Origin of the sequence: Burkholderia sp. WP42 (assembly GCF_000745665.1) — a bacterium.
In the GTDB taxonomy this organism is placed as follows: domain Bacteria; phylum Pseudomonadota; class Gammaproteobacteria; order Burkholderiales; family Burkholderiaceae; genus Burkholderia; species Burkholderia vietnamiensis.
Map to the genome: position 1 here is coordinate 168,008 of NZ_JQJT01000019.1, position 26,236 is coordinate 194,243.

General features: G+C 66.5%; 22 protein-coding genes. 9 read left to right on the plus strand and 13 right to left on the minus strand.

The genetic code is table 11. From position 1 onward, the window contains the following. The first annotated feature begins 27 nt into the window (after positions 1-27). On the plus strand, positions 28-672 hold the full coding sequence (locus EX20_RS12680) for a response regulator (protein WP_011881156.1): 645 nt from the start codon (positions 28-30) through the stop codon (positions 670-672). Positions 673-915: 243 nt separating this feature from the next. Here EX20_RS12680 and EX20_RS12685 read toward each other — a convergent pair whose 3' ends face one another. Continuing rightward, positions 916-1,512, minus strand: a complete 597-nt coding sequence (locus EX20_RS12685) for an MlaC/ttg2D family ABC transporter substrate-binding protein (protein WP_011881155.1) — start codon at positions 1,510-1,512, stop codon at positions 916-918. Positions 1,513-1,840: 328 nt separating this feature from the next. On the opposite strand from EX20_RS12685, the gene EX20_RS12690 reads away from it, so the two are divergent. Beyond that, a complete protein-coding gene (locus EX20_RS12690) occupies positions 1,841-4,474 on the plus strand; it encodes a hopanoid transporter HpnN (protein WP_034193758.1) in 2,634 nt (877 codons plus the stop codon). Further along, positions 4,467-5,534 (plus strand): MlaA family lipoprotein, encoded by a 1,068-nt coding sequence (locus tag EX20_RS12695; RefSeq protein WP_034193759.1) that lies wholly within the window; start codon positions 4,467-4,469, stop codon positions 5,532-5,534. Before EX20_RS12690 ends, EX20_RS12695 begins: the two co-directional genes overlap by 8 nt. Positions 5,535-5,768: 234 nt before the next feature. On the opposite strand, the gene EX20_RS12700 is transcribed toward EX20_RS12695, so the two are convergent. The 6 genes from EX20_RS12700 to EX20_RS12725 form a co-directional block, all read right to left on the minus strand. Next, on the minus strand, positions 5,769-6,932 hold the full coding sequence (locus tag EX20_RS12700) for a GGDEF domain-containing protein (RefSeq protein WP_034193760.1): 1,164 nt from the start codon (positions 6,930-6,932) through the stop codon (positions 5,769-5,771). A gap of 193 nt (positions 6,933-7,125) precedes the next feature. Further along, the gene (locus EX20_RS12705; protein ID WP_011881151.1) at positions 7,126-7,833 is read right to left on the minus strand and encodes a phosphorylase; all 708 of its coding nucleotides are present in this window, start codon (positions 7,831-7,833) and stop codon (positions 7,126-7,128) included. A gap of 3 nt (positions 7,834-7,836) precedes the next feature. Further along, positions 7,837-9,810 (minus strand): squalene--hopene cyclase, encoded by a 1,974-nt coding sequence (shc, locus tag EX20_RS12710; RefSeq protein WP_034193761.1) that lies wholly within the window; start codon positions 9,808-9,810, stop codon positions 7,837-7,839. A 15-nt stretch (positions 9,811-9,825) separates the two neighbouring features. Then, entirely contained in the window at positions 9,826-11,082 is a 1,257-nt protein-coding gene (gene hpnE, locus EX20_RS12715; protein WP_034193762.1) for a hydroxysqualene dehydroxylase HpnE, read from the minus strand. Positions 11,083-11,086: 4 nt separating this feature from the next. Continuing rightward, positions 11,087-11,935, minus strand: coding sequence for a presqualene diphosphate synthase HpnD (gene hpnD, locus EX20_RS12720; RefSeq protein ID WP_014724262.1), 849 nt, complete (start codon positions 11,933-11,935; stop codon positions 11,087-11,089). A gap of 251 nt (positions 11,936-12,186) precedes the next feature. After that, positions 12,187-12,519: a hypothetical protein gene (locus EX20_RS12725; RefSeq protein ID WP_011881147.1), complete on the minus strand. Its 333-nt coding sequence runs from the start codon at positions 12,517-12,519 to the stop codon at positions 12,187-12,189. 211 nt (positions 12,520-12,730) lie between these two features. Here EX20_RS12725 and EX20_RS12730 point away from each other — a divergent pair, with 211 nt between their 5' ends. Beyond that, a complete protein-coding gene (locus EX20_RS12730; RefSeq protein WP_034193763.1) occupies positions 12,731-13,615 on the plus strand; it encodes an alpha/beta fold hydrolase in 885 nt (294 codons plus the stop codon). A 22-nt stretch (positions 13,616-13,637) separates the two neighbouring features. Here the strand turns inward: EX20_RS12730 and EX20_RS12735 are convergent, their stop codons facing one another. Genes EX20_RS12735 through EX20_RS12745 form a run of 3 tightly spaced genes read right to left on the minus strand, consistent with a single transcriptional unit; the run spans position 13,638 to position 15,563 of the window. Then, positions 13,638-14,579 (minus strand): GGDEF domain-containing protein, encoded by a 942-nt coding sequence (locus EX20_RS12735; protein WP_011881145.1) that lies wholly within the window; start codon positions 14,577-14,579, stop codon positions 13,638-13,640. Further along, entirely contained in the window at positions 14,576-15,202 is a 627-nt protein-coding gene (locus tag EX20_RS12740; RefSeq protein ID WP_011881144.1) for a chemotaxis protein CheC, read from the minus strand. The genes EX20_RS12735 and EX20_RS12740 overlap by 4 nt, the downstream gene beginning before the upstream one ends. Further along, positions 15,195-15,563 carry a response regulator gene (locus EX20_RS12745; RefSeq protein ID WP_011881143.1) on the minus strand — a complete coding sequence of 123 codons (369 nt, stop codon included), beginning with the start codon at positions 15,561-15,563 and terminating at the stop codon, positions 15,195-15,197. Before EX20_RS12745 ends, EX20_RS12740 begins: the two co-directional genes overlap by 8 nt. 468 nt (positions 15,564-16,031) lie before the next feature. On the opposite strand from EX20_RS12745, the gene EX20_RS12750 reads away from it, so the two are divergent. Further along, entirely contained in the window at positions 16,032-18,278 is a 2,247-nt protein-coding gene (locus tag EX20_RS12750) for a hybrid sensor histidine kinase/response regulator (RefSeq protein WP_034193764.1), read from the plus strand. 56 nt (positions 18,279-18,334) lie between these two features. Here EX20_RS12750 and EX20_RS12755 read toward each other — a convergent pair whose 3' ends face one another. Beyond that, positions 18,335-18,889: an NADPH-dependent FMN reductase gene (locus tag EX20_RS12755; protein ID WP_011881141.1), complete on the minus strand. Its 555-nt coding sequence runs from the start codon at positions 18,887-18,889 to the stop codon at positions 18,335-18,337. A gap of 361 nt (positions 18,890-19,250) precedes the next feature. On the opposite strand from EX20_RS12755, the gene EX20_RS12760 reads away from it, so the two are divergent. Both EX20_RS12760 and EX20_RS12765 read left to right on the plus strand, forming a co-directional pair. Continuing rightward, positions 19,251-19,847, plus strand: a complete 597-nt coding sequence (locus EX20_RS12760; RefSeq protein ID WP_011881140.1) for an RNA polymerase factor sigma-70 — start codon at positions 19,251-19,253, stop codon at positions 19,845-19,847. Further along, positions 19,828-20,037 carry a zf-HC2 domain-containing protein gene (locus EX20_RS12765; RefSeq protein ID WP_034193765.1) on the plus strand — a complete coding sequence of 70 codons (210 nt, stop codon included), beginning with the start codon at positions 19,828-19,830 and terminating at the stop codon, positions 20,035-20,037. Before EX20_RS12760 ends, EX20_RS12765 begins: the two co-directional genes overlap by 20 nt. A gap of 184 nt (positions 20,038-20,221) precedes the next feature. Here the strand turns inward: EX20_RS12765 and arsC are convergent, their stop codons facing one another. Continuing rightward, entirely contained in the window at positions 20,222-20,578 is a 357-nt protein-coding gene (gene arsC / locus EX20_RS12770; protein WP_034193766.1) for an arsenate reductase (glutaredoxin), read from the minus strand. A 1,064-nt stretch (positions 20,579-21,642) separates the two neighbouring features. On the opposite strand from arsC, the gene parA reads away from it, so the two are divergent. Both parA and EX20_RS12780 read left to right on the plus strand, forming a co-directional pair. After that, the gene (parA, locus tag EX20_RS12775) at positions 21,643-22,305 is read left to right on the plus strand and encodes a ParA family partition ATPase (protein ID WP_011881137.1); all 663 of its coding nucleotides are present in this window, start codon (positions 21,643-21,645) and stop codon (positions 22,303-22,305) included. Between the two features lie 23 nt (positions 22,306-22,328). Next, positions 22,329-23,390, plus strand: a complete 1,062-nt coding sequence (locus EX20_RS12780; protein ID WP_034193767.1) for a ParB/RepB/Spo0J family partition protein — start codon at positions 22,329-22,331, stop codon at positions 23,388-23,390. Positions 23,391-23,485: 95 nt separating this feature from the next. Here EX20_RS12780 and EX20_RS12785 read toward each other — a convergent pair whose 3' ends face one another. Then, positions 23,486-24,850: a replication initiation protein gene (locus EX20_RS12785; protein WP_011881135.1), complete on the minus strand. Its 1,365-nt coding sequence runs from the start codon at positions 24,848-24,850 to the stop codon at positions 23,486-23,488. Positions 24,851-26,236: the final 1,386 nt, after the last annotated feature.

The window sequence follows — 26,236 nt, forward strand, 5'->3', positions numbered from 1 at the left end:
CGCCACCATAACCGGAGACCTTTGCCGATGAGCCCACCCGACACCGCCCGGCCCGCCGCCCGACTGCTGCTCGTCGACGATCACCCGCTGGTGCGCGACGGGCTGCGGATGCGGCTCGAGGCCGCCGACCTGTCCGTGGTCGGCGAAGCCGGCAACGCGGACGAGGCGCTCGCGCTCGCCGCGTCGCTCGAGCCCGATCTCGCGCTGATGGACGTCGGCATGAACGGGATGAACGGCATCACGCTCGCCGGCGTCTTCCACGAGCGCTTTCCGGCGATTCGCGTGCTGATGCTGTCGATGCACGACAACCTCGAATACGTGACGCAAGCGGTGCGCGCCGGCGCGAGCGGTTATCTGCTGAAGGATTCGCCGGCGAGCGAGATCGTGCGCGCGATCGGCGCGGTGCTGGCCGGGCAGACGTTTTTCAGCGAAGGGCTCGCCGCGCGGATGATCCACGCGAGCGCGACCGCGTCGCCGCTCGACCGGCTGACGCCGCGCGAACGCGACATCCTCGACGCGCTGGCCGAGGGGCTGTCGAGCAAGCAGATCGCGCAGCAGACGGGGCTGTCGGTGCGCACGGTCGAGACGCACCGGCTCAATCTGAAACGCAAGCTCGACATCGAAGGGCAGGCGGAGCTGATCAAGTTCGCGGTCGAGCATCGGCGGCGGTAGCGGGGCGGGGCACGCGTGCGTCGCGTGGCAGTTCCACCGTCGCGCAGTCGCCATGCGCGGCGGCGGCGGCAAAAGAAGGCCGTCGCCTGCCGAGCGGATGGCCCGCCACGGCATCGCCCCGTTCACGCGACGTGTGCTACCCCGTCGACCGCTTGCGCACGCCAGCTGGATTTCGGCCGCACGCCAATGAAAAAGGGCGCCCTGGAGCGCCCTTGATTCATACGGACCGACCGAGCGCGTCGCTCAGTTCGTGCGCGCGTTGTGCTTCTGCAGATACGCGATCAAGCCGTCGATGCCGCCCGACGCGAGCTGGCTCTTGAACTGGCCCTGATAGACCTGGATCAGCCATGCGCCCGACATGTCGATGTCGTAGATCTTCCAGTCGTTGCCGACCTTGCCGAGCCGGTAGCCGACCGACTGGCTGTCGCCGGGCGTCGTCACCGTCGATTGCACCAGCGCATCGGCGCCCGATGCACCGCCGGCCTTGAACGAGAACTTCGCGTCCTGGCTGCCGAGCTGCGCGAGCGACGCCGCATAGGTGCGCGTCATCAGCAGCTTGAACTGCTTGTACAGCTCCTGCTGCTGTTGCGGGTTCGCCTGCTTCCAGGCGTCGCCGACCGCGATGCGCGTCGTGCGCTCGAAGTTCGTCGCGGGCAGGAAGCGCTGCTCGACGACTTGCGTGACCTTCGCCATGTTGCCGCTGCGCGCGACCGGATCGGCCTTCATCGCATTGACGGTGCCTTCGACCGCATTGCGGACGACGTCGACCGGCGCGCTCTGCGCGAAAGCGGAAACCGACACGGCGGCCGCCGCGACGAAAGCAAACAGATGACGTTTCATACGGATATTCGCACTCGATGAGAAAAAACGGCCGGCGCATTGCACCGATTGCAGCGGCCGGTGGGTCGAAGTATAGCGGCCCGCACGCGCGCCTGCCGTGGCGTGACCGACTGTTACCTTTCAGCCCCCTTTGTCACAGCCGCTGCATAGCGCGGCGAGGCGTGCCGATTATTAAGCACACGCTTACCAATTGCCGGTGCGCGGGGCCGATTCCAGCTATGCGGAGCAAATATCCTTCCCGCCCCTTTACGAGCCATCGTCACGACCGAGCGCACGTTGCGCCGGTATACTCGTTGCTTTGCCCTTGCCAGCCGCTCCCCACCGCCAAATGGTGACATCTCTCATCATCCGACTCGTTGCATGGTCGGTACGCCGCCCCGTCCTGGTCGTCGTGCTGTCGCTCGTCATTGCCGCATGCAGCGGCGTGTACGTGGCACAGCACTTCAAGATCAACACGGACATCAGCAAGCTCGTCGATGCCGAGCCGCAATGGGCCGCGCTGGGTCAGGCGGTCGACAACGCGTTCCCGCAACGTAACGGCACGATCCTCGCGGTCGTCGAGGCGCCCGCGCCCGAGTTCGCGACGGCCGCCGCGCACGCACTCACCGGCGCGCTGCAAAAGCAGTCCGACGCGGGTCGCATCGGCCAGGTCGCCGAGCCCGGCGGCGGGCCGTTCTTCGAGCACAACGGCCTGTTGTTCCTGTCGCCGCAGGAAGTGTCGGACACGACGACGCAACTCGCGAGCGCGCGGCCGCTCGTCAACGAGCTCGCGAAGAACCCGAGCCTGACGGGCCTCGCGACGACGCTGTCCACGCTGCTCGGCCAGCCGCTGCTGACCGGCCAGGTAAAGCTGCCCGAGATGGCCAAGCTGCTCGCGCGCAGCGCCGCGACGGTCGACGACGTGCTGGGCGGCAAGCCGGCCGCGTTCTCGTGGCGCGGGCTGGTCGACGCCGACGCCGCACGGCAGCCGGCGCGCGCGTTCGTCACGGTGCAGCCGGTCGTGAACTACGGCGCGCTGAAGGCCGGCGCCCAAGCCACGCAGGTGATCCGCGACACCGCGAAGGCGCTCGACCTCACGCAACGCTATGGCGCGGTCGTGCGCATCACCGGCGAGCAGCCGCTCGCCGACGACGAATTCGCGTCGGTCGAAGACGGCGCCGCGCTCAACGGCGTGCTCACGCTGCTCGCGGTGCTCGTGATCCTGTGGCTCGCGCTGCGCTCCAAGCGGATGATCGGCTCGGTGCTGGTCACGCTGTTCGTCGGCCTCGTCGTGACGGCCGCGCTCGGCCTCGCGATGGTCGGTTCGCTGAACATGATCTCGGTCGCGTTCATGGTGCTGTTCGTCGGCCTCGGCGTCGATTTCTCGATCCAGTACGGCGTGAAGTACCGCGAGGAACGCTTCCGCGACCCGCGCATCGATCACGCGCTGATCGGCGCCGCGCACTCGATGGGCATGCCGCTCGCGCTCGCGACCACGGCGGTCGCGGCGAGCTTCTTCTCGTTCATTCCGACCGCCTATCGCGGCGTGTCCGAGCTCGGCCTGATCGCGGGCGTCGGGATGTTCATCGCGCTGCTGAGCACGCTCACGCTGCTGCCGGCGCTGCTGCGCCTGTTCGCGCCGCCGGGCGAATCGAAGACGCCGGGCTTCCCGTGGCTCGCGCCGGTCGACGATTTCCTCGATCGCCATCGCAAGCCGATCCTGATCGGCACGCTCGGCGTCGTGATCGGCGCGCTGCCGCTGCTGCTGTTCCTGCGCTTCGACTTCAACCCGCTGCACCTGAAGGATCCGCACAGCGAATCGATGGCGACGCTGCTCGCGCTGAAGGATTCGCCCGAAGCGGCCGTCAACGACGTCACGCTGCTCGCGCCGTCGCTGGCCGCGGCCGACGCGGCCGCCAAGCGCCTCGACGCGCTGCCGGAAGTGGGGCGCACGACGACGCTGTCGACGTTCATTCCGACCGACCAGCCGGAAAAGCGCGCGGCGATCGCCGCGGCCGCGAGCGATCTGCTGCCCGCGCTCACGCAGCCGGCCGCGCCGCCCGCCACCGACGCGCAGCGCGTCGCCGCGCTCAAGCGCGTGTCGGACCTGCTGAGCTACGCGGCGGAAGATCATCCGGGCCCGGGCGCGGCCGCCGCGCAGCACCTGTCGGCATCGCTCGCGAAGCTCGCCGCAGCCGACGCCGCGACGCGCGATCGTGCCGAACACGCGTTCGCCGACACGCTGCGCATCGCGCTCGAGCAGCTCGCGACGCTGCTGCAACCGCAGGACGTGACGCGCGAATCGTTGCCGCCGCAACTGGTGCGCGACTGGGTCGCGCCGGACGGCCACGCGCTCGTGCAGATTTCGCCGAAGGTGCCGAAGGGCGTCGACCCGAACGACGACACGATGCTGCGCCGCTTCGCGAAGGCCGTGAAGGCGGCCGAACCGGGCGCGATCGGCGGCCCGATCTCGATCCTGCATTCCGCGGAGACGATCATCAAGGCGTTCCAGCACGCGGCGCTGTGGTCGATCATCTCGATCACGATCCTGTTGTGGATCACGCTGCGCCGCTTCGGCGACGTGCTGCGCACGCTGGTGCCGCTGCTCGTGTCAGGGCTCGTGACGCTCGAGATGTGCGTCGTGCTCGGCATGTCGCTGAACTTCGCGAACATCATCGCGCTGCCGCTGATGCTCGGCGTCGGCGTCGCGTTCAAGGTGTACTTCGTGATGGCGTGGCGCGCCGGGCAGACGGGGCTGCTGCATTCGAGCCTCACGCACGCGGTGCTGTTCAGCGCCGCGACGACGGCGACCGCGTTCGGCAGCCTGTGGCTATCGCACCATCCGGGCACGTCGAGCATGGGCAAGCTGCTCGCGCTCGCGTTGACCTGCACGCTGATCGGCGCCGTGGTATTTCAGCCCGTTCTGATGGGCAAACCGCGCGTGAAGCGCGTCAAGAACCAATCGCAAGGAAACAATGAATAAGGTGCGAATCATGACGGTGACCGTCGCCGCCGGCGCTCTGCTGAGCGGCTGCGCGACGGGCCCGAACCGCAACCCCAACGACCCGTTCGAGCCGGTGAATCGAGCGGTGTACACGTTCAACGACACGGTCGACACGCACATCGCCCAGCCGATCGCGAAGGGCTATCAGAAGATCACGCCGACGCCGCTGCGTACCGCGATCAGCAACTTCTTCTCGAACCTCGGCGACCTCGGCAACATCGCGAACAACCTGTTGCAGCTGCGCATTACCGACGCGACGCAGGATCTGATGCGCGTCGCGATGAACTCGGTATTCGGCGTCGGCGGCCTGATCGACATCGCGACGCCCGCAGGGCTGCCGAAGCATCACCAGGACTTCGGGCTGACGATGGCGCGCTGGGGCATGCCGGCCGGTCCGTACCTGGTGCTGCCGGTGTTCGGGCCGAGCACGATCCGCGACGGCGTCGGCCGCGCGGTCGACGTGCGCTTCAACCTGCTCAACTACATCGAGCCGGCCGTGCGCAATCCGATGTACATCGCGCAGTTCGTCAGCGCGCGTTCGGACCTGCTCGGCGCGACCGATCTGCTGAAGCAGGCGGCGCTCGATCCGTACTCGTTCGTCCGCGATGCGTATCTGCAGCAGCGCAAGTCGCTCACGTTCCACGGCGAATCGGCGTCGGCCGAAGCGCCGAACTACGCGCAGCCCGATGAATCGGGCGCGGCGCCGGCGGCCGCGCCGTCCGCGCCGGGGCTGCCGAATTACGAAGATCCGGGCGACGCGGGCGGCGCAGCGGGTGCAGCGCCGAACAATGCGCCGGCCGCGGCCGGCTTGCCGCAGTACGACGATCCGGGCGCGGACAGTGCGATGCCTGCGAGCGCGGCGGCTGCTTCTGCCGTGCCTGCCGCGTCCGCCGTGCCTGCTGTGTCTGCAGCACCCGCTGCGGCGCTGGCAACGCCTGCATCGGCGTCGACCGGCGCAACGACTGCGCCGGCCGCCAACGGCGCACCGATCGCGCCGGCAATGCCGACGCTCCCCGCGAGCGCGCCTGCCGCGCAGTAACGCGGCACCGCGCCGGCCGCAATGCCGGCGAGCGCTGCATCATGCAGCGCTCGAACCGTCGACGAACCCCATGTTTCTCGGAACATGGGGTTTTGTTTCTTGGGCGGCAGCATGGTTGACGCGGTATGGCGCGATCCGTTCGAGCAAGCCCGCGAGATCGCTACCAGGTCGCCGTCACGAAGCCGTGTAGAAGCCCCCGCACGCGTGCCCGACGCGCAGCGCAACCGCTCGCCGTTACACGATGGCGAGGTCCCCGTGAAGGCACACCCGGTTGCGTCCCGAGCGCTTCGCCTCGTAGAGGGCTGCGTCCGCTCTCGCGCTCAGGTGGTCCAGGGTTTCGCCCGCTCGCCAGCCGGCCACGCCGCAACTGATGCTGTATCGACACGGCCCGGCGGCGGTCGTCATGGGCTGGGCGGCGACTGCATGGCGCAGTCGCTCCGCGATGGCCCGCGCGTCGTCCAGCGCCGTTGCCGGCAGCAGCACGGCAAATTCTTCGCCGCCCATGCGGCCAAGCACGTCGCCACGCCTCAGTTGCATCTGCGTCACGCGGACGAATTCGCGCAGCACGGCGTCCCCGCCAGCATGGCCGAGCGTATCGTTGATCGCCTTGAAATGATCGAGATCGACGATCAGCAGCGCGGTCGGCGAACCCTGCCTGCCCGCTTCCGCCAACTGGACGTGTGCAACGGCTTCAAAGCCCTTGCGCGAAAGCGCGCCGGTGAGGAAGTCGCGGTTCGCGGCCTCGCGCGCGTCGGCGAGCAGTACGTCGTGCACCATCATCATCGAGGACATCGATAGCGTCGGCATGATCGCCGCGGCCGCGACCAGCAAGATCACGTTGCCGGTGGAGGCGAACATCAGCGGGCTCGACGCTTCGTCCAGCGTCATGAAATAGATCCCGCGCGCGATCTGGCATAACGCGAAGAGGAATGCCATCGCGGCGGTCACGCGATAGGAATAGGCCGAGCGTCCGGACGGGCGGTGCCGGAGCACCAGAAGCGCGACCGCGATGCAAACCGCAGCAGTGAACAGCGTGGTGACGAGTACACGAAGCGGAATGCTGTCGACCGCATAGCGCCAGTAGACGAGCGCGATTCCCAGCGGCAGAAGGGAGACCATCAGCACCGGCCAGTGGGCCGGACGCCCCAGAAAACGGGCGCAGCCGGCGTAATACGCGACGGCCGCCCATGCCATCAGCATGTTTGCAGCAACGACGGACAGCGTGTCCGGAATCCTGAACCGCATCAGGAACAGCGGCAGAGCGACGACGGTCGCGACATTGGCGGCGAACCATTCGAGCACGCCCGGTATCCCCGATCGGAGCAGCGAACCGAGCAGCACCAGCAGCACCGCGCTCATGAGTGCGGACGTGGCGATAGCCATGGCAGGATCGAGCATGTCAGTCGTGGACCAAATCGGGATTCGCCAGATTACCGCGGAACGCGGCGCGAATCTCGACGACGATGTGCTGCTCATCGCGGCAGCCGCAATCCCGACGCCCGGTTTTCCGCGAATGACGCTCGTGTGCGTGTGCGCGTGCGCGAAATCAGGCAACGCAGCGGCACGAGAAACGAAACGCGGCGCGCGCCGCTCAGACCATCCGCATCGCGCCCGCACGCTCGAACGCGTGCCGCGCCTGGATCAATGTCGTGCGCGCCGCGCGCGCGTCGGCGGCCACCTGCAGCAGCGGGCCGAGCTGCGACGGCTGCTTCAGCAGTTCGCGCAGGATCGGCAGGATGGCCGTGCTGCCGTCGTCGCGCAGCCCGGCCGTCGCCGCGCGCGGCAGCGTGCGCCAGGCGGGATCGACGATCGCGCGGCACACCGCGAACGGCACGCCGCGCGACGCCGCGAACGCGGCTGCGATATGCGATTCCATGTCGACCGCGAGCGCGCCCTTGGCGCGATGCAGCGACGTCTTTTCCTGCTCGCTGACCACCGGTGCGCCGACGGCCGCCATCGTGCCGCGCGTGACGCGCGACCACACCGGCGTGTCGTGCAACGCGGCGACGAGCCGCGTGCTCCAGGCCGGATCGGTCTGCACGCGGCCGAACGGCCCGTCGATCGCGTCCGCGATCACGAGCGCGCCCGGCGCCAGATCGGGCGCGAGCCCGCCCGCCGTGCCGAAGCTCACGATGCCCGCACAACCGCGCGCGGTCGCCTCGGCGAGCGCGCGCTCGAGCCGGTCGGCGCGTGCGGCGAATACGGCCTCGACGCCGTGACCGCGCGCGATGCGCGCCTCGAACGCCATCCCCGTGACGGCGATGACGGGCAACGTGCCGGTGTGCAGCGTCGCAGCCACGCGTCAGATCCCGACCGTCACGCGCGTCGCGTTGGCGCGCTTCAGGTTGCGATAGCGCGCGAGCGCCCACAGCGGGAAGAACTTGCGATAGCCGTGGTAGCGCAGATAGAACACGCGCGGGAAGCCGGTCGCCGTGAAGCGCGTCTCGTCCCACAGGCCTTCGTCGTTCTGCTGCGCGATCAGGTAGCCGATCCCGCGCTCGACGGCCGGGTGGTTCACTTCACCGGCGGCCATCAGGCCGAGCAGCGCCCACGCGGTCTGCGACGCCGTGCTCGGCGCCGGTTCGAAGCCGCGGTAGTTGAGCTTGTAGCTGTCGCCGTCCTCGCCCCAGCCGCCGTCCTTGTTCTGGATCGACAGCAGCCACTGTGCGGCGCGCTTCACGCGCGGATCTTCCGGCCCGAGGCCGGCTGCGTTCAGCGAGCACAGGGCCGTCCACGTGCCGTACACGTAGTTCATCCCCCAGCGCCCGTACCAGCTGCCGTCCGGCTCCTGCTCCTTGAGCATGTAGTCGAGCGCGCGGCGGGCCGGCTCGCTGCTCAGCGCGCTTTCGCCGAGCTGCGCCAGCATCGACAGGCAACGGCCCGACACGTCGGCCGTCGGCGGATCGAGCAGCGCGCCATGATCGGAGAACGGGATGTTGTTCAGGTAGTACTGCGTGTTTTCCGGCTCGAACGCGCCCCAGCCGCCGTCGCTGCTCTGCATGCCGACGACCCATTCGCGCGCGCGCGCGATCGATTCGCGATACGTGTCCGTGTTCTGCAGCTTCTGCGCGCGATCCATCGCCATCACGACCACGGCCGTGTCGTCGACGTCGGGGTAGTGCGCGTTCGCGTACTGGAACGCCCAGCCGCCGGGGCGCACGTTCGGACGGCGCGAGATCCAGTCGCCGCGCACGTCGAGGATCTGCAGCGGACGCAGCCAGTCGAGGCCGCGCAGCACAGCTTGCTCCGCACGCGCGTCGCCGGTTTCGAGCAGCGCATGCGCGGCGAGCGACGTGTCCCACACCGGCGACAGGCACGGCTGACAATACGCTTCGTCGTCGTGCACGACGAGCAGCTTCTCGATCGACTTGCGCGCGATCGCCCGATTCGGATGATCTTCGGGATAGCCGAGCACGTCGTACATCATCACGGCGTTGGCCATCGCCGGATAGATCGCGCCGAGCCCGTCCTCGCCGTTCAGGCGCTCGTCGACGAACGACACGGCCTGGCGGATCGCGCGTTCGCGCGTGTAGCTCGGGAACAGGCCGTCCGCCGCGCGCAGCGCATGGTCGACCACGCGGAAGAAGGCGAACCAGCCGGGGCTCTGGTGGCCCTGACGCGGCAGCAGCCCGGCGTTGACCGGCGGGTCGATGAACAGCTCGTCGATCCGCACGCCGCGCGGGTTCTTCGCGAGCGGACGCTTCGCGTTCAGCACCAGCAGCGGCACGATCACGGTGCGCGCCCAGTACGACACCTTCGACAGGTGGAACGGGAACCACTGCGGCAGCAGCATGATCTCGACCGGCATCATCGGCACCGCGCGCCACGGAATCGCGCCGAACAGCGCGAGCTGGATGCGCGTGAACACGTTCGACATCTCGGCGCCGCCCATCGCGTGGATCGCGCGCCGCGCGCGCTGCATGTGCTCGGCATTCTCGTCGTCGCCGATCACCTTCAGCGCGAAATACGCCTTCACGCTCGCGCTGACGTTCGGCGCGCCGTCGGTGAACAGCGGCCAGCCGCCGTCGGCCTGCTGGATGCGGCGCAGATAGCGGCCGATCTTCTGTTCGAGCTCGAGATTCGGCGTCTCGCCGAGAAAGTGGACGAGCAGCACGTATTCGGCGGGAATCGTCGAATCGGCTTCGAGTTCGTAGACCCAGTGTCCGTCCGCGTTCTGTGCGGCCAGCAGCGCGTCGGTCGCGCGGGCGACGGACGCGTCGAGTCCGGCCGGCACGGTGCCGGCGGACAGGTTAGCCATATCGGTGAGATCGTTCATCGGTCCCTCTGTTGCTTACTGTGTCTGGAGCACGTCCGCGGCCAGCTGGCCGGAACGGATCGCGCCCTCGATCGTGGCGGGCAAACCGGTGGCAATCCAGTCGCCCGCCAGCACGAGATTGGTCCAGCGCGTGCGCACGGCCGGACGTTTCATTTCCTGCGACGGCACCGCCGCAAAGCCCGCGCGCGGCTCGACCACGAGCTGCCACGCGGGAAGCGGTTCCGGATGCGCGCCGCTCACGCGCGCGACATCTTCCCAGATGCGCCGCGCGAGCGCATCGCGCGGCATGTCGAGCCAGCGGCCCGCATCGCGGATCGTCGCGGCGAGCGCGCCGGCGCCGCTGCGCACCGCGTCGACGACGCCGTTGATCACCGTCGTCTGCAGCGCGCTGCCTGCCGCCGGCGTGTCGTGCGCGAAATACGCGGTCACGACCGCACTGAACGCATCGGGCGCGGTGAGCTCGGGCACGAGCGGCTGCGCGACCTCGGGCGGCACGGCCAGCACGACCGTGTCGCCCGGCGCGAGATCGATGCGCTCGCCGCCGATCGCGACCGCGTCGAGCGCATTGCCGTGCGCGCCGAATTCGAGTGCATCGAGCCGCGAGTTCAGCCGGATCTGCGCGCCGCCGTGCTGCAGCATCCGCAGCGCCGGCTCGACGAACGCGCTGCCGAGCCCGTGGCGCGCGACGAGCGGCCGGCAGCCCGCGCCGCCCGCGGCAAACATCCCGCACAGCACCGCAAGCGCGAGCTCCGCGCTCGCGTGGCGCGGCTCGACATTCAGCGCCGCGAGGAAATACGGCCGCAGCCAGCGGTCCCACAGCACGCCGTCGCATCGCATCGTCTGCGCGAGCGAGCGGCCCGGGCGCGCGAACGCGAGCGCAGCGAGCGCCGCGTAGTCGAGCGGCGTGGTGCCCGGTGCGCGCGAAGCGGCGTCGAACAGCCAGGCCGGCCAGTGTCCGCTGCCGAAGCGCAGCGTCCAGCGCTGCTGCGACGCGACGTCGACCACCGGGTATTCGGCGAGCGCCGGCCCCGTCAGCTGGTCGGCCGCGCCGATCCCGCGCAGATAGCGCTGCGTCGCCGTCTGTCCCGCGAACACCTGATGCAGCCCGCTGTCGAGCGTCGTGTTCAGCATCCCGTCGAACCACGAGCGGCAACGGCCGCCCGCCTGCGCATGCGCGTCGTGCAGCACGATGCGCCGCCCGCGGCGTTGCAGCTCGACGGCGGCCGACAGGCCGGCGAGTCCTGCACCGATCACGTGGACGGTTCTGGGCATCGGCTCAGAACAGCGCGTAGCGCGCGGCGATCATCAGCATGCGCGCCTTCGGCTTGCGCAGCGGCGCGCGCGGATACGCGAAACCGCGCGCGATCGCGGCTTCCAGAATGCAGCGATACGCGCCCGACATGATGCGCGGCGCCTTCACCTGCGCGCGCGTGCAGGTGTCCATCACCGCATCGGCGGCGCGGAAGTGCGCGAGCGCGCGTTCGACGAGCGTCGCGCACACGCGCGGCAGCGCCGGGTCGCGCACGATCGTCGCGGGATCGGCGATCGCGATGCCCTCGCGCGCGAGCAGCTCGCGCGGCAGATAGCAGCGGTTGATCGCCGCGTCGTCGTCGATGTCGCGCAGGATGTTCGTCAGCTGCAACGCGCGGCCGAGATGGTGCGACAGCTCGATGCCTTCCGCTTCGGGGATCCCGAAAATCCTCACCGACAAGCGGCCGGCCGCGCTGGCGACGCGATCGCAGAACAGGTCGAGCGTCGGCTCGTCGGGCGCGCAGATATCCTCTGCGGCGTCCATCGCCATGCCGTCGATCATGGCGTGAAAGTCTTCGCGGCGCAGGTCGAACGCGCGGATCTCGCGCTCGAGCGCAACCAGATGGCGCGGCGGCTGGCCGGCGAAGCACGCGTCGATGTCCGCGCGCCAGCGGTCGAGGCCCGCGTTGCGCTCGGCGCGCGGCAGGTCGCTGTCGGCGATGTCGTCGACGGCGCGACAGAACGCGTAGACCTGGAACATCGCGTCGCGCTGCGCGGCCGGCAGGATGCGCATCGCCAGATAGAAGGAGCTGCCCGATGTGACGGCAGCGGCGTCGGTTTCTTGTTCGTCCACGACGAGATTGGAAACGGCCAAGACGAGCTCCACGGAGACACCCACGCGGGGCGATTGAAGAGGCCAGGCCCGGCTGGGTTGGTCAGGGCGTCGGATGCGTGCGAGATATGCGAACGATCGACGCAGACAGGCATAAATTACCGGCCGGAAGCCGGAATTGGGCGAAAGTATAGCAATCTTTGAAGTTCGATGGCGGAGACTCTCCGCGCGTCGCGGGCCGCCGCGCGGGGCCTGCGCGGCGGGCGCCCGCGTGCAATGGCATCGGGGCGGCCTCAGCCGTAAACGATGTCGCGCTGCAGGTCGAGCGCGATGAGGCCCATTTCCCGCGTGAGTTGCAGCATCGCGCGACGGTCGAGCCGCGAGCCCATGAAGCTCGTCACGCGGCCGTCGGGCTCCGCGGTGAACTGGAACGACGACGCGCCGGTGCCGAACCACGCGCCGGGCACGTCGGGCGATTCGTGCCAGTCGATCTCGTCGAACACGCGCGTGATGCCCGCACGCACGGCGTCTGTCGGGCCGATCGGCGGCGCGACGTCGCCAAGATCGTCGAGGGAATAGGGGCCGGGCTTGTCCGGCTTGCGGTAGAAGAGATAGTCGACGTTCATGGGGCGCAATCGGAACGAAAGCGCCAAATTGGCGCGCTTCGTGACATATTGAAATCAGATCACTATGAAATGTGATCTGTACGACACAAAATAGCGCCATTTCGCGCGCAACGCAACGGCGGGGCGGGCGCGTGCCGCGATGTGCGTCCGCATGCTTGCACGCGCGCCGCATCGTCTAAGATGGACACCTCTCTCGAACAAGACGAACGCCATGGAGACGAACGTAACCGCCGCCCAGCAGTCCGACCATCCCGTTTTCGTGCTCGTGCACGGTGCGTGGCACGGCGCATGGTCCTATGCGCCGGTCGCGGCCGCGCTGGCCGCGCGCGGCTATCTGTCGATCGCGCGCGACCTGCCCGCGCACGGCATCAATGCCCGCTTTCCCGCGTCGTATCTCGCACGCCCGCTCGACAAGGACGCGTTCGGCGCGGAGCCGTCGCCGGTCGCGAACACCACGCTCGACGACTACGCGACCCAGGTGCTGCAGGCCGTCGACGACGCGTATGCGCTCGGCCGCGGCAAGGTCGTTCTGGTCGGGCACAGCATGGGCGGCCTCGCGATCACGGCCGCCGCGGAACGCGCGCCGGAGAAGATCGCGAAGCTCGTCTATCTCGCGGCGTTCATGCCCGCGTCGGGGGTGCCCGGCCTCGACTACGTGCGTGCGCCGGAGAACCACGGCGACATGCTCGGCGCGCTGATGCTGGCGAGCCCGCGCGTGACCGGCGCGCTGCGGATCGATCCGCGCAGTGGCGATGCGGCCTATCGCGCGCAGTTGAAACAGGCGCTGTACGACGACGTGCCGCAAGCCGATTTCGACGCAGTCGCGAACCTGATGACCTGCGACGTGCCGGCCGCGCCGTTCGCGACCGCGATCCCGACCAGCGCCGCGCGGTGGGGCGCGATCGATCGCCATTACATCAAGTGCCTGGCCGACCGCGTGCTGCTGCCCGCGTTGCAACAACGCTTCATCGACGAAGCCGATGCGTTCGCGCCCGACAATCCGACCCACGTGCATCAGCTCGACAGCAGCCATTCGCCGTTCATGTCGCAGCCCGCCGTGCTCGCCGGCGTGCTGGCGGATATCGCGAAAAGCTGAGCGGCGCGCCGCGCCGCCGCGCTCAGCCGAACGCGACCGAGCGGTCGCGTCCGAGCCGCTTCGCACGATACAGCGCGGTGTCGGCCCCGTTGACGAGCACGTCGCACGATGCGAGACCCGGCGTCGCATACGCGGCGCCGACGCTCGCGGTCACCGCCACGCTGACGCCTTCCGCCTCGACCGGCGTGCTGCCGATCGCGTCGCGCACCTTGTCGGCGACGAGCAGCGCCTCGTCGAGATTCGTGCAGGGCAGCAGCAGCGCGAATTCCTCGCCGCCGAAGCGGCCGAACGTGTCCTGGGCGCGCACGATCGACGCCACGCGGCGCGCGGTCTCGCGCAGCACCGCGTCGCCGACGGCATGCCCGAAGCGGTCGTTGATCGTCTTGAAGTGATCGAGATCGAACAGCAGCACCGACAGGTCGCCGCCGTAGCGCTGCCAGCGCGCGAATTCGTCGCCGAGCCGCGCCTCGAAGTAGCGCCGGTTCGCGATGCCGGTCAGGCCATCGACGTTCGCGTGCTCGCGCAGCTTCGCGACCGCCTCCTCGCGCTCGCGCTGCATCACGCTCACGTGCGTGACGTCCGAGATCGTCACGCACACGGCCTCGACGTCGCGGCCGCGCGTGAGCGGCATGAACGTGCAGTCCTGCTGCATGTAGTCGACGCCGCCGGTGATCGGCCGGTCGTGCTCGAAGCGAAACAGGTAGGGCCGCTGCTCCCACGAGCTGAACGCGAAGCTGCCGAGCTGGAACACGCTCTGGAGCTTGCGCTCGAGCCACGCGCGCGGCAGATCCGGAAAGCAGTCGAACAGGTTGCGGCCGATCACGTCGGCGGCCACCGTGCCGCTGTGGTCCTGCATGAAGCGGTTCCACATCAGCACGTTCATCGCGCGATCCAGCACGAACAGGCCGAAACCGACCCGCTCGATCACGAGATCGCTCAACGACGGCGTGCCGGCGGTATTCATAGCGCGGACAGCAACGCGTCGAGCGCGTCGCCCATCAGCCGGATCGAATCCTCGGCCATCAGCATCACGAAGTGCGCGCGGAACCCGTGATCCTCGAGGCCGAAGTTCACTTCCAGCAGCAACGCGACGCTCCATGCGAGCGCGTTCGGCTGGAATACGTCCTCGAACGACACGTTCGCGCCCAGCAGCCCGGGCGGGAAGAACACGGGCTTGCGGCCGAGTTCGTCGAGAATCGACGCGACGCACGCGCTCATCAGCACGTTGGCGACGTCGAACACGAGTTCGTCCTGCGTCGCCATGCCGGCATACACGCCGTCGCCGAACGTGCGCTCCATCAGCGACATGAGCCGCGCGACGCCGGCGGTGCGGCACAGCACGATCGCCTCGCCCTTGATGTCGGAACGGAAGCCCTGGCGTACGGCCGTCACGTTCTCGTGAATCCCCGTCATCTCGCGCAGCGCGGCGCCGGCTTCCGACGCCCCGACGACCCGCACGCGCGGGACCGACAGCTCGATGAAGTGGCCGAGCAGCAGCGCGAGCCGTGCAGCGGCACGACCCATCGCGAGGTTGGCGATTTCCTGCAACGCGTCGCGTTGCTCCGCCGTGAACACCGATTCAGGCATACAACCCATACTCCTTGAGAATGGGCAGCAATGCCTCCGACGTCACGGGCTTGGCTACGAATGCGATCGCGCCGAGTTCGCGCACGCGGGCTCGCGCCTGCGGCTGAATATCGGCGGATACCACGATCACGAACGTGTTCAGATCTTCGTGGCGCAGTGTCTCGAGGACCTGATAGCCAGTCATGTCGGGCATCGTCAGGTCCAGAAACATTACGGAAGCTTTGCCGTCACGATAGAGCGCCAGGGCCTCATGACCATTCGCCGCATATGCTACGTCAACGTCCCAGTCTCCCGGCAACGCCTTGGTCAAAAGCTTGCGGGCGAGCAAGGAGTCGTCGGCGATCACGATCGGCAAAGGCATGGCAGCGAAGCGGTGTACGGAATGGTCTCTCTCGCGTTAACGACCGCTCGGCGCCGTTCTTGAGGCGCCGTGCAATCAAACGCTGGCACCGCCTTGCAATCGCACGCGGGCGGCGCGGCACGAAGCACGCGACACACCGCGCCGCAATCGCCGGCGGGCGCATGTATCTGTCATAGGGAAAGCAAGGGGCGATTCTCGGAGTAAACCGGAGGCGGTGCAACTCGCCATTTTCACCATTTCGAACAGAATCGGTCCGATCTCCGCGCGTTGTCGAAACAGGCTCGATCATTTTCGAGATAAGCACGCAAAATTTTTCCTTGTGTACGTTTGCGCTGCCGGATTCATAGCGTTTTCATTCTTTCAATGCAGCCCTGTCGGATTCGACAGGTTTGCGGGTGCGTCCGGGCGAGACGGTGGGCGTGCACAACTCGTTTATGATGGGGCACTCCAGCCTCGTCGCCCTGTTCAATGACGTCCGAACGTCCCGCCGATTCCCGCCCTCCCGCCGCCACACCCGCCGACGACTGGCAGGACGACGGCGCCTACGCGTCCGGCGCGCCCGAGCACGATTTTGCGGTCCGGCGCGTGACGCTGATCGTGCTGCTGGTGGCGGCGATCGTGCTGCCGTGCATTTACGTGTCGGTGATGGCGTACAACGACCTGAAGGCGCGCGAAGCGGCAGCGAGCGACGTGACGATGCGCACCGTGCGCGTGGCGGAAGAACATGCGCTTAAAGTGTTCGATCTGACCGAGACGCTCGATGCGCGCATCGTCGATCTCGTGCAGGACATGGACGACGCGACCGTGCGCCGCCAGGAATCCGACATCCACGAGGCGTTGAACACGATCGGCGGCGGCTATCCGCAGGTGGCGGCCGTGTCGATCTTCGGCGCGAGCGGCATGCTGCTCGCGAACAGTCTCTACTATCCGGCGCCGTACGCGTCGATCGCGAACCGCGACGATTTCGTCGGCATCCGCGACGGCAAGGTCATCGAACACATCTCGCGGCTGATGATGGGCCCGCTCAAGCTCGAGAACATCCCCGTGTTCAACACGGGCGTCGCACGCCGACACAGCGACGGCTCGTTCGCCGGCATGGTGTCGATCGCGCTGAAGTCGTCGTATTTCAATGCGTTCTACCGCAACCTGCTCGGCGGCTCGGCCACCCCGATGACGATGGCGCTCGCGCGTTCCGACGGCGCCGTGATCGCCTCGTATCCGCCGCCGCCGTCGCTCGCGCACACCGATCGCACGGCCACCTTCGGCAACCCGCACAACGATCCACGCGCGGGCGTCGTGCGGGTCGGGCACGACGGCGCCGGCAGCGAGATCGTCGCGTACCGGCAGGTCGGCAGCTATCCGGTGTACGTCACGTGCGCGTATCGGACCTCGGCGATCTGGCACGAGTGGTACGAGCATCTGAGCGTGCTGTTCATCTCGATGTTCGCGCCGTCGATCGCGCTGTGGTGGGTGATCTGGCTGTCGCTGAAGCGGTTGAAGGCCGAAGAGCAGGCGTGGGACCGCTGGCAGGCGGAGGCGTCGATGCGGCGCTCGATCGAATCGGCGTACCGGCAGTCGCGCAAGATGCAGGCGCTCGGCAACCTGGTCGGTAGCGTCGCGCACGACTTCAACAACCTGTTGATGATCATCTCGAGCAACGTGCAGATCGTGCGGCGGCGCGGCGTCGCGCAGCTCGACAAGGAACTCGCCGCAATCGAGCGCGCGTTGAAGAACGGCCAGTCGCTCACGCGCCAGCTGCTCGGCGTCGCGCGCAAGCAGCCGCTGCACAACGAGACGATCGACGTCGGCCAGTGGCTCGGCACGTGCCGTGAACTGCTGAAGACGTCGCTCGGCTCGAAGTCGTCGCTGGTCGTCGCGATCGAGCCGGGCGTGTGGCCCGTGCGCATCGACGTCGCGGAGCTCGAGCTTGCCGTCATCAACCTCGCCGTCAACGCGCGCGACGCGATGCCGGCTGGCGGCCGCTTCACGGTCGGCGCACGCAACGTAACGCTGCGCCGCGAGGACGGCTTTCCGCTGACCGGCGACTTCGTGCAGCTCTCGCTCGACGATACGGGCATCGGCATGGCGCCCGATGTGCTGGCGCGCGCGTTCGAGCCGCTGTTCACGACGAAGGGGCAGGGAATGGGCACCGGCCTCGGGCTGCCGCAGGTATTCGCGTTCTGCGAACGCTCCGGCGGCCTCGCGACGATCGACAGCGCGGTCGGCGCCGGCACGTCGGTGCGTCTCTATCTTCCGCGTGCGCGCGCCGAGGACATCGTCGTGCGGCCGCCGGCCGCGGTACACGACGGCGGCGCGCTCACGGGCCTGCACGTGCTGCTGGTGGAAGACAATGGCGAGGTCGCGGCCGGCACCGAGGCGCTGCTCACGCTGCTCGGACATCGCGTGACCTATGCCCCCACCGCCGACGACGCGTTGCGCCTGATCGAGGGCGTCGCCGCGAACGACGCATTCGATCTGGTGATTTCGGATATCCACATGCCGGGCCGCCTGAACGGCATCGACCTCGCCGAGGCGGTCGGCAAACGCCCGGACAAGCTGCCCGTGATCCTGGTGACCGGTTACGCCGAGGAGCTCGACCGCACGCGCACCGTCAATGTACGCGTACTGTCGAAGCCGTTCGACATTGCGCTGCTCGACGAGATTCTGCTGGGCATTCGCGAAGCGCGCGACGATGCGCGGCACGACGGCCGCTGACCTGCGCGCGAGGAGCGAGCCGCGCATGGGCGCCGCTCGCGGGACGGGCAACGCGGTCAGGCGGCCTTGAGCGTGCGCACCCAATCGGCGTAGCGGTCGACGAAGCCTTGCAGGAACGTACGCGTGTCGTCGCTGACGATGCGGCCTTCGTCGTCGATACGTGACGGATCGTGCTTGATGAACATTTCCGGTTGCGTGAGCATCTTCACGTCGAGATACGCGAGCACGTTGCGCAGGTGCTGCTGCGCGAGCGCCGTGCCGACCGCGCCCGGCGACGTGCCGAGCACCGCGCCCGGCTTGCCCGACCACGAGTTGTGCCCCCACGGGCGCGAGCCCCAGTCGAGCGCGTTCTTCAGCACGCCGGGAATCGAGCGGTTGTATTCGGGCGTGACGAACAGCAGCGCGTCGGCCGCTTCGATCGACTGTTTGAAACGCTTCGCGACTTCCGGGAAATCTGCGTCGTAATCCTGGCTGTACAGCGGCAGCTCGCCGATCTCGACGAACTCGAACGAGAAATCGGCGGGCGCGAGCGAAATCACGGCGTGCGCCAGTGCGCGATTCCACGAACCGCGACGCAGACTGCCGACGACGACCGCAATGCGATGAGACATGGCTTTCTCCTTCCGATGGGTAGGGAATCCGCTCGATTGCTTCCGAGCAGGCGACAAAGGTCTGTTTATAGGCAAGCCAGCCCGTGAGCCATCCCGCGGGGCCGGGCGGCCGGCTTTCCACAAGGTTTTCCACAGAAATTGTGGATAACTTCGGCGTTAAGGTCTGATGTTACCCACCGCTCGCCGCCCGAATGCGCGGCACGCTGCGCGGGTTAGGGCAAGCATAGCGTAGTGGGCCGAGACGGATCACGAGTGCGCGACGGAAGATTGCCGCGCGGTGCCGCGCCCAGTAAGCTGCTGGCACCGCGATGCGCCGGGCCGGCCGGATGCAATCGGTACGAGAGACTTTCGACCCGCCGCCATGCCGTCCACGTACGACGATCCCGTTTATCTCGCCCAACTGCGGCGCGACCTGTTGCGCTTCGCGCGGCTGCAACTGCGCGACGCCGATGCGTCCGAGGATGCCGTGCAGGAGGCGCTGGCCGCCGCATGGTCGCATGCGGGTGACTTTGCGGGACGGTCCGCGCACAAGACCTGGGTGTTCGGGATCCTGCGCAACAAGCTGGTCGACATCCTGCGCGCGCGGCAGCGGACGGTGAGCCTCACCGCGCTCGATGCGGAGCTAGACGGCGAATCCGTGCTCGATCGCGAGTTGTTCCAGGACAACGGACACTGGGCCGCGCATACGAAGCCGCGGCCATGGCCTCGCCCCGAGACACTGCTGCAGCAACGGCAGTTCTGGACGCTGTTCCAGGCGTGTCTCGACCATCTGCCGGAAAACATCGGACGCGTATTCATGATGCGTGAATTCCTCGATGTCGAGATCGACGACATCTGCAGCGAACTCACATTGACCGCCAATCATTGCAGCGTGCTGCTGTATCGGGCGCGCACGCGCCTGCGCACGTGCCTCAGCGAAAAAGGACTGACGACCGAAGATGCTGCCGGGGAAATGTAAGGACGTGACGCGCCTGCTGTCGGATGCGCTCGACCGTCCGTTGACGCTTCATGAGCGTATGCGCGTGCGCATGCATCTGCCGGGCTGCAGCGGATGCAGGGCCTATCGCAGGCAGATCGCGGTGCTGCGGGTGGCCGCGCGTGCGGCGGCGGGGGGCGAGGGCGGTGCGCCGGATGGCGGGGAAGAGTGACGGGCCGTGTCGTCGTTTTTGTCGACAAGCGCACGTGGTGGTGGGTTTGGGGCTGTTGTGGCCGCCGTTGTTGAAGGCGTCGCGGCCGTGCCGTGCCCGAGCAGGTGGAGTCGGTGCGTGCTGCACATCAACCGGGTGTCTATGCGCCTGGTTGATGTGATATGTCGAATATGCGTTATAGAAATTATTCGAAAAGCGCGCGCACCAACTCGGGCGGACGACCAATGGCGGCCTTGCCTCCATATACGACGATCGGCCGCTGCAGCAACACCGGATGCGCGGCGATGGCTTCATAAGCCTCCGCGTCCGTCAGGTTTGCGCGGCCCAGGTCCAACGTCTTGTACGGCTCCTCGCCGTCGCGGAGCATGTCGCGCACGGCGCAGCCGAGCTGACGATGCAGGGCTTCCAGTTCTTCGACCGTAGGCGGCGTTTTCAGATATTCGATGACGTTCAGTGGTATGCCAGCGACATTCAACGACTCGACGAGCGCGAGCGTTTCGCGGGATTTTGAGCAGCGTGGGTTGTGGTAGATCGTGATCATCGTTCAGAAGGGCTGCGGGAGAGGGAGGGGCGTATTGTAGCTAGTCTCGGTGCAAGCGCTTCAGGCAGGCTGTAGGGGATGGGAGGCCGCGTTTCGCGTTGCGAGACGTCTGCCTGGAGAGATGGGGGCGCTTGTGCGATGGGTTTATGCGCATAAAGCGGAAAGCGGGGGCGCTGTCCGCGGGTGTCTCACCTAGTCGTTGCGACCAATGTGGCGAACGGTGCGCGCAATTGCTACGAGCCTCGATGATTGCGCGAGTGCCAACGATGACGCGCCAGCGCGCCGTACGCCGGCCTTATGCGCATCGAGCGCCCCTGCGCCGAGGTGTGGCGCTTCGCCGGATACGTCATCCAAGCCATTGGGTGACGCGCAACCGCCTAGCGTGTCCTCACGGCGACCGGAGTGCCGTACGCGACGGCCGATTTATATATCGCGCCGGGAAACGACCGTTGACGGCAAGCACGCTCGCCGGTTTATGCGCATAAACGCCCGGAAGCGTATGCGGTTTGGCGAGCCGTGAAAGCGATCCAAACATTGCTGTCGTCGTCGTTCCGCAGCCGCCGTCGTGGGCGGCTCGATGACTTGCCAGTACATTGCCTACTTCGAGCCGAAGGCGCGTCGTCGGCCGTCGCCAGGAGCCGCGGAAGTTTATGCGCGCAAACCCACGCATTCGCGCGCGGCGCCGGACGCAACCTGGCAGTTACGGAAACACCGTACCGATGGCGGCAATCGGCCCCCCTCCATTCGGGCAGCAACCCGCTACCCCGCAGCACCTGCAGCATTCGCTCGCATCGCTGGCGCGCGAACATCCTCCTTGGCTATCCATCCGTCGCCCCGGCCCGTTTATGCGCATAAACCCGCCTCCCAAATGCGCTCCGGCGACCCCACGATTCGCGTGAATCGTTGACCCAAACCTCCGTTCTTGGCTACCCGCCCGTCGCCTCAGCCGTTTATGCGCATAAACCTACCTGCCAAATGGCTAACGCACATCTTCGGAACCACAATTTCATTGAAATATAAATATCGTGCGGTAGAATTCCAACGACCAAAAACAGGAGTGAAAATTGGCCGCGGAAATCATTGCAGTCACTCAACAAAAAGGCGGTGTCGGGAAGAGCACGATTGCCATGCATCTCGGCGCGGCATTCCATGAAAAGGGCAAGCGGGTCCTCGTCATCGACGCAGACGGTCAAAACACACTGGTTCACTGGTCGAGTGCATCGGGTGACAGCGACGCAGGTATCCCGTTCCCCGTCGTCAACCTTGCGGAAGCCGGCGGCCAGATCCATCGCGAGATCAAGAAGTTCATCAACGACTACGACATCATCGTCGTCGACTGCCCTCCGTCGATCACGGAAAAGGTTTCCGGTGTCGTGCTCCTCGCGGCCTCCATCGCCGTGATTCCGACGTCGTCGTCGCCTGCCGACTATTGGTCGAGCGTCGGGCTCGTCAAGCTGATCCAGCAGGCGCAGGTGATGAACGAAGACCTGCGCGCAGTGTTCCTGCTCAACAAGACGGAGGAGAAGCGCATGCTGACCCGCGAACTCAAGCGGGCTCTCGAGGAACTCGGCTTCCCGCTGTTGAAAACGCAAATCCCCACCCGCGAGGCATACAAGCAGGCGATGGCGCTTGGCCAGACCGTGCTGCAGATGAACGATCGCGGCGCGCGGCTGGCCGCCGCGGAAATCCGCGCATGCGCCGACGAAATCGTCGCCATGCTGCCCTGACTTTATGCGCATAAAGGATTCACATGAAACCCTCCCAATTTGCAAAGGGCTTCCAGGCGCGCCCGGACATCACGACGAGTGAGAAGCGCACGGCGCTTGATCGACTGAATGCCATCGACGGTATCGTCAAGTCCGAGACGGCTACGCCGGCTGCAACGAAATCCGCTCGAAAAGAGACGCCGCAGGCTGCGGCTCCCGAGTTCCTGCTCGACGCGTCCACCGATGAGTCGCCGCAATATCGCGCTTGGCGCCTCGAGCACCGCTATGCGCCGGGCCAAGTGATCGAACTGCCGCTGAAGGCAATCAAACATAGTCCGTTCAACCCGCGACATTTCTATCTGAAGTCGTCGATCGCCGAACTCGCAGTGAACCTCGCGAAGCAGGGTCAGCAGCAGGCGATTCACGTGATTCCCGACTACGACAATCCGGGCTCGTATTTCGTCAGCGACGGCGGCCGCCGCGTGCGCGCGCTGAAGGAAGCGAACAAGGAATCGGTCAAGGCGATCGTGATCGACGTGCCTATCGGGATCCAGAGCTACAAGCTCGGCTACGATCTGAACGTGCAGCGCGATTCGCAGACGGTGTTCGACAATGCCGTCGTGTGGCGACGCTTCCTCGACGACAAACATTTCCAGAGCCAGAAGGAACTGTCCGAACATCTCGGCCTCGATGAATCGACGGTCGCGGTTGCGCTGTCGATCGGCAAACTGCCGGAGTCGGTCATGCAGGAAATGGTCGCGCGTCCGGATCGCTTCGGCTCGAACATGGCGTATCAGGTCGGCCGCTATCACAATGCACGCGGCACCGAGGCGACGCTACGGCTGATCAACAAGATCGTGTCCGACGATCTCAGCACGCGTCAGGTATCGGACATCGTCAAAGGTCGCGTCGCGGCGCAGGAAACGCCGAAGCCGGCGGGCCGCCAGCGCTATGCGCAGCGCTTAGAGATCAAGCTCGGCGGCAAATCGGTGGGCGACCTCAAATCGTACGGCGACGATCGCATCGAACTGCGCCTGCGCGGCCTGCCGAAGGAGAAGCGCGACGCTATCCTCGAGCAACTCGAGCGGATGCTGTTGTCGGATTGACCGAGCCGGCCGGCAGGGCCTCGAGTCGCGCGGCCCGCTCGCCGCTGGACATGAGGCCGCCGGCCACGGTCAGTCGGAGACGCCGCAGGCGGGCCTCAGGCGGCCCGCGATTGATTCAGGGTAAAGGACAGCAGGTCGCCGTCCGTCGGCTCGCCCCAGGTCTTCTGGGCCAGCCAGTCGAAAAACGCCGTCTCGGCCAGCTTGGAATCGAGGCCGCGCTTGCGCCAGTCGTCACGCAGGTGCGAGCCCATCGTCGGCAACACTTCCGCCTCGAACGACTCACGCGCCACTTCGCGCTCCGCGTCGCCCTGCTCCTCGTACAGCACCTTCGCTTCCTTGCGGCGGAACGCGGCGAATTCGCTCAGCAGGCGGGCCTTCAGATCGTCGGGCTGCGCACTAACGGCCTTCATGGACGGCGTGCCGGCCGGTAGCGTGTCGACCGACTCGACCGGCGGCGCATACCCCTTCTTCAACGCGTCCTTGAACAAGGCCGGCGCACTGCGCACCGGCGGCAGCGTCGTGCTGCGCATCCGCTGCTCGGTCATCTGCAGCGCCGCGCGAATCCGGTTTTCCTCGCTGTCGGCGTAGAGCGTCTGCGCTTCCTTGAGCGGGATGCCGAGCTTCACCATACGGTCGACCAGCGTGCTGTCGAACACGTTCGGATGCTCGTCGAGCGCGAGCATCGGCTGCTTGCGCTCGGTCACACGGAACTGGATCTCGGCAACTCGCCGGCCTTCGCGATGCTCGATCAGCTCGACGAAGATGTTGGTGACCGCATTGACTTCGGCGATCGCCGGACGCAGATAGTCGCGCTTGAAATATTTGTACTCGCGCTTCGCCTCGTCGCCGGCTTCCGTGTCCGGCGTGCCGGACAGGATCGGGCGCCACCACTCCCACGGCTCGCGCATCGTCAGGTGGCTCGGGTTCGTCAGATAGCGTACGCAGATTTCATACAGCGCCAGGCCGGCGCTGCTGCGCAACTGGCTCTGAAACTGCAGGCTCAGACGCGCGTACTGCACCGGATCCAGCAGCTTCTTCTTGATCTTCGGCGCGAACGAGAACTCGACCCATACGCGGCGCGTCGACGGATCCTCGAGGATTTCCGCATCGGCGATCAGCGTCGAGATCCCCCACTTGCGGCCGGGCTTCTGGCTCGACGTGCCGGTGCTCCACTCGACCTGGACCGACACCATGCGACGCAGGTGTTCCTTCACCAGAGCGGTGTCGTTCGAGTCGAAGGCGGAATTGGCGACGATGTCCGACAACAGCGCGCGATAGGTATCGCCCGAGTCGTCGGCCTGCTGCGCGACGGCGAGCAGCACATTGAACAGCTTGCGGGTCAGGAGGGTGATCTTGCCGCTCTTCGGCTGAATCGCGATCGCCTCGACGGCCTTCCGCAATTCGGCTGAACTGGCACTCACCACATCCACATCGGTTTTCTTGGCGCGCTTCGTGGCCATGCGTCGGGTCGGAGGAGAAGTTTCACGGAAGGATAGCGCCTGTGGTGATGTGCGTCCAGAACGACATGCTCACCATACGCGGTGATGCGGACGTGTCACGCCGCACTCACCCCAACCGACTCCCGAAAACCCTCACCAGTCCGGATTTACGGCGTTTCGGGCCAATCCAGATGTGTCGCGGGATGCGCTAACTTCACAGATTTTCGCCTGTGCCGGACACGTGCGCAACTTGCTCCCGTATCGGCTCACCTTTCGATTTGTCGTAATTTTACGACTCAGCGGGACCCGTGCCTCACCGGGACGTCAGCGGATGCTTCTGTGGATCCTGTATGCATGTACAGCGACGCAAACCGCACCCGCGAAGTCCGTCCGACGTAACGGCGATACCAGCCGAGGACCGCTCCCACAAGCCTGCCGAGATCGTTTCGCAACCGCGGGCGCGCATTGTACAGCGCCTGGAAACCGGATGTTCCCGAAAACGCTCACCTTATGGACTCCACAGACTGTGCGCGAGGAGCCGGGGCATCCCCGACACATCTAGGCTCAGGTATTCGCTCCTCCCGAAAACGCTCACCTTTTCGACGAATTCGACGTCGGAACTGCCACCAACGTCACTCCCGAAAAACCTCACCGTAACCGTCGCAGTATCAAAAATGTCAATCGCGCCCGGTACTTACGAGATCCTCTGGCTCACAAGTTCGGCGACACACCCTCCCGCAAAACCTCACCTGTAGCACCTATGAATCGGCACGGTGCCCCGATGGCCGCTCCCGAAAAATCTCACCTTTGCCAAAAAGAGGCACAGCAAAAAACCGATTTTCGCCGCCTCCCGTGGGCTTTCCGGCGAATCAAGACCCTCCTGGGTCCCGAAAAAGCTCACCTCTGATGCCTTTTTGTGCAACTGACACTCCTGAAAAGGCTCACCTTTGAAGTGCTCCTCCGGCCTGTGACTCGTCCCCCGAAAAACCTCACCTCAACGGAATCCCGCCCGGAAACCCCGCACTTCGCTCCCGAAAAGACTCACCTTTCCCCGGCCACAGGCGCTCGAGCGCACTTTTTCTGTGCAAAAACACCGTAGACTCCCGAAAAACCTCACAGTAAAAACCTGTGACGTCCCGTGAAACCTCACCTTTTGTCGGAATTGCCTAAAAGATGGGCAAAAACAGGGCGGGAAACGGAACCCGCAAGTTCTCACCCATCGCTGCACAGGCAGACAACTGTGTATGCAGGCGCCATGAGGGTTCTGGGGATGCGAGCTCCCGAAAAGCCTCACCTTGGCCAAATTTAATGTTTTACTGTGATCCCGAATCCGCTCACGACCTTTCCCGCATCGGCTCACGCAGCTCCCCGAACCCCATCACTTCAGCTCCCGCAGAAGATCACCTT

Bases quoted from the DNA above. Each gene is read 5' to 3' on its own strand.
- EX20_RS12685 (WP_011881155.1), bottom strand. From the start codon at position 1,512: ATGAAACGTCATCTGTTTGCTTTCGTCGCGGCGGCCGCCGTGTCGGTT.
- EX20_RS12695 (WP_034193759.1), top strand. From the start codon at position 4,467: ATGAATAAGGTGCGAATCATGACGGTGACCGTCGCCGCCGGCGCTCTG.
- EX20_RS12735 (WP_011881145.1), bottom strand. From the start codon at position 14,579: ATGAATACCGCCGGCACGCCGTCGTTGAGCGATCTCGTGATCGAGCGG.
- EX20_RS12760 (WP_011881140.1), top strand. From the start codon at position 19,251: ATGCCGTCCACGTACGACGATCCCGTTTATCTCGCCCAACTGCGGCGC.
- EX20_RS12740 (WP_011881144.1), bottom strand. From the start codon at position 15,202: ATGCCTGAATCGGTGTTCACGGCGGAGCAACGCGACGCGTTGCAGGAA.
- arsC (WP_034193766.1), bottom strand. From the start codon at position 20,578: ATGATCACGATCTACCACAACCCACGCTGCTCAAAATCCCGCGAAACG.
- EX20_RS12755 (WP_011881141.1), bottom strand. From the start codon at position 18,889: ATGTCTCATCGCATTGCGGTCGTCGTCGGCAGTCTGCGTCGCGGTTCG.
- hpnE (WP_034193762.1), bottom strand. From the start codon at position 11,082: ATGCCCAGAACCGTCCACGTGATCGGTGCAGGACTCGCCGGCCTGTCG.
- EX20_RS12785 (WP_011881135.1), bottom strand. From the start codon at position 24,850: ATGGCCACGAAGCGCGCCAAGAAAACCGATGTGGATGTGGTGAGTGCC.
- EX20_RS12730 (WP_034193763.1), top strand. From the start codon at position 12,731: ATGGAGACGAACGTAACCGCCGCCCAGCAGTCCGACCATCCCGTTTTC.
- EX20_RS12750 (WP_034193764.1), top strand. From the start codon at position 16,032: ATGACGTCCGAACGTCCCGCCGATTCCCGCCCTCCCGCCGCCACACCC.
- shc (WP_034193761.1), bottom strand. From the start codon at position 9,810: ATGAACGATCTCACCGATATGGCTAACCTGTCCGCCGGCACCGTGCCG.
- EX20_RS12765 (WP_034193765.1), top strand. From the start codon at position 19,828: ATGCTGCCGGGGAAATGTAAGGACGTGACGCGCCTGCTGTCGGATGCG.
- EX20_RS12745 (WP_011881143.1), bottom strand. From the start codon at position 15,563: ATGCCTTTGCCGATCGTGATCGCCGACGACTCCTTGCTCGCCCGCAAG.
- EX20_RS12680 (WP_011881156.1), top strand. From the start codon at position 28: ATGAGCCCACCCGACACCGCCCGGCCCGCCGCCCGACTGCTGCTCGTC.
- EX20_RS12700 (WP_034193760.1), bottom strand. From the start codon at position 6,932: ATGCTCGATCCTGCCATGGCTATCGCCACGTCCGCACTCATGAGCGCG.
- EX20_RS12690 (WP_034193758.1), top strand. From the start codon at position 1,841: ATGGTGACATCTCTCATCATCCGACTCGTTGCATGGTCGGTACGCCGC.
- EX20_RS12780 (WP_034193767.1), top strand. From the start codon at position 22,329: ATGAAACCCTCCCAATTTGCAAAGGGCTTCCAGGCGCGCCCGGACATC.
- EX20_RS12725 (WP_011881147.1), bottom strand. From the start codon at position 12,519: ATGAACGTCGACTATCTCTTCTACCGCAAGCCGGACAAGCCCGGCCCC.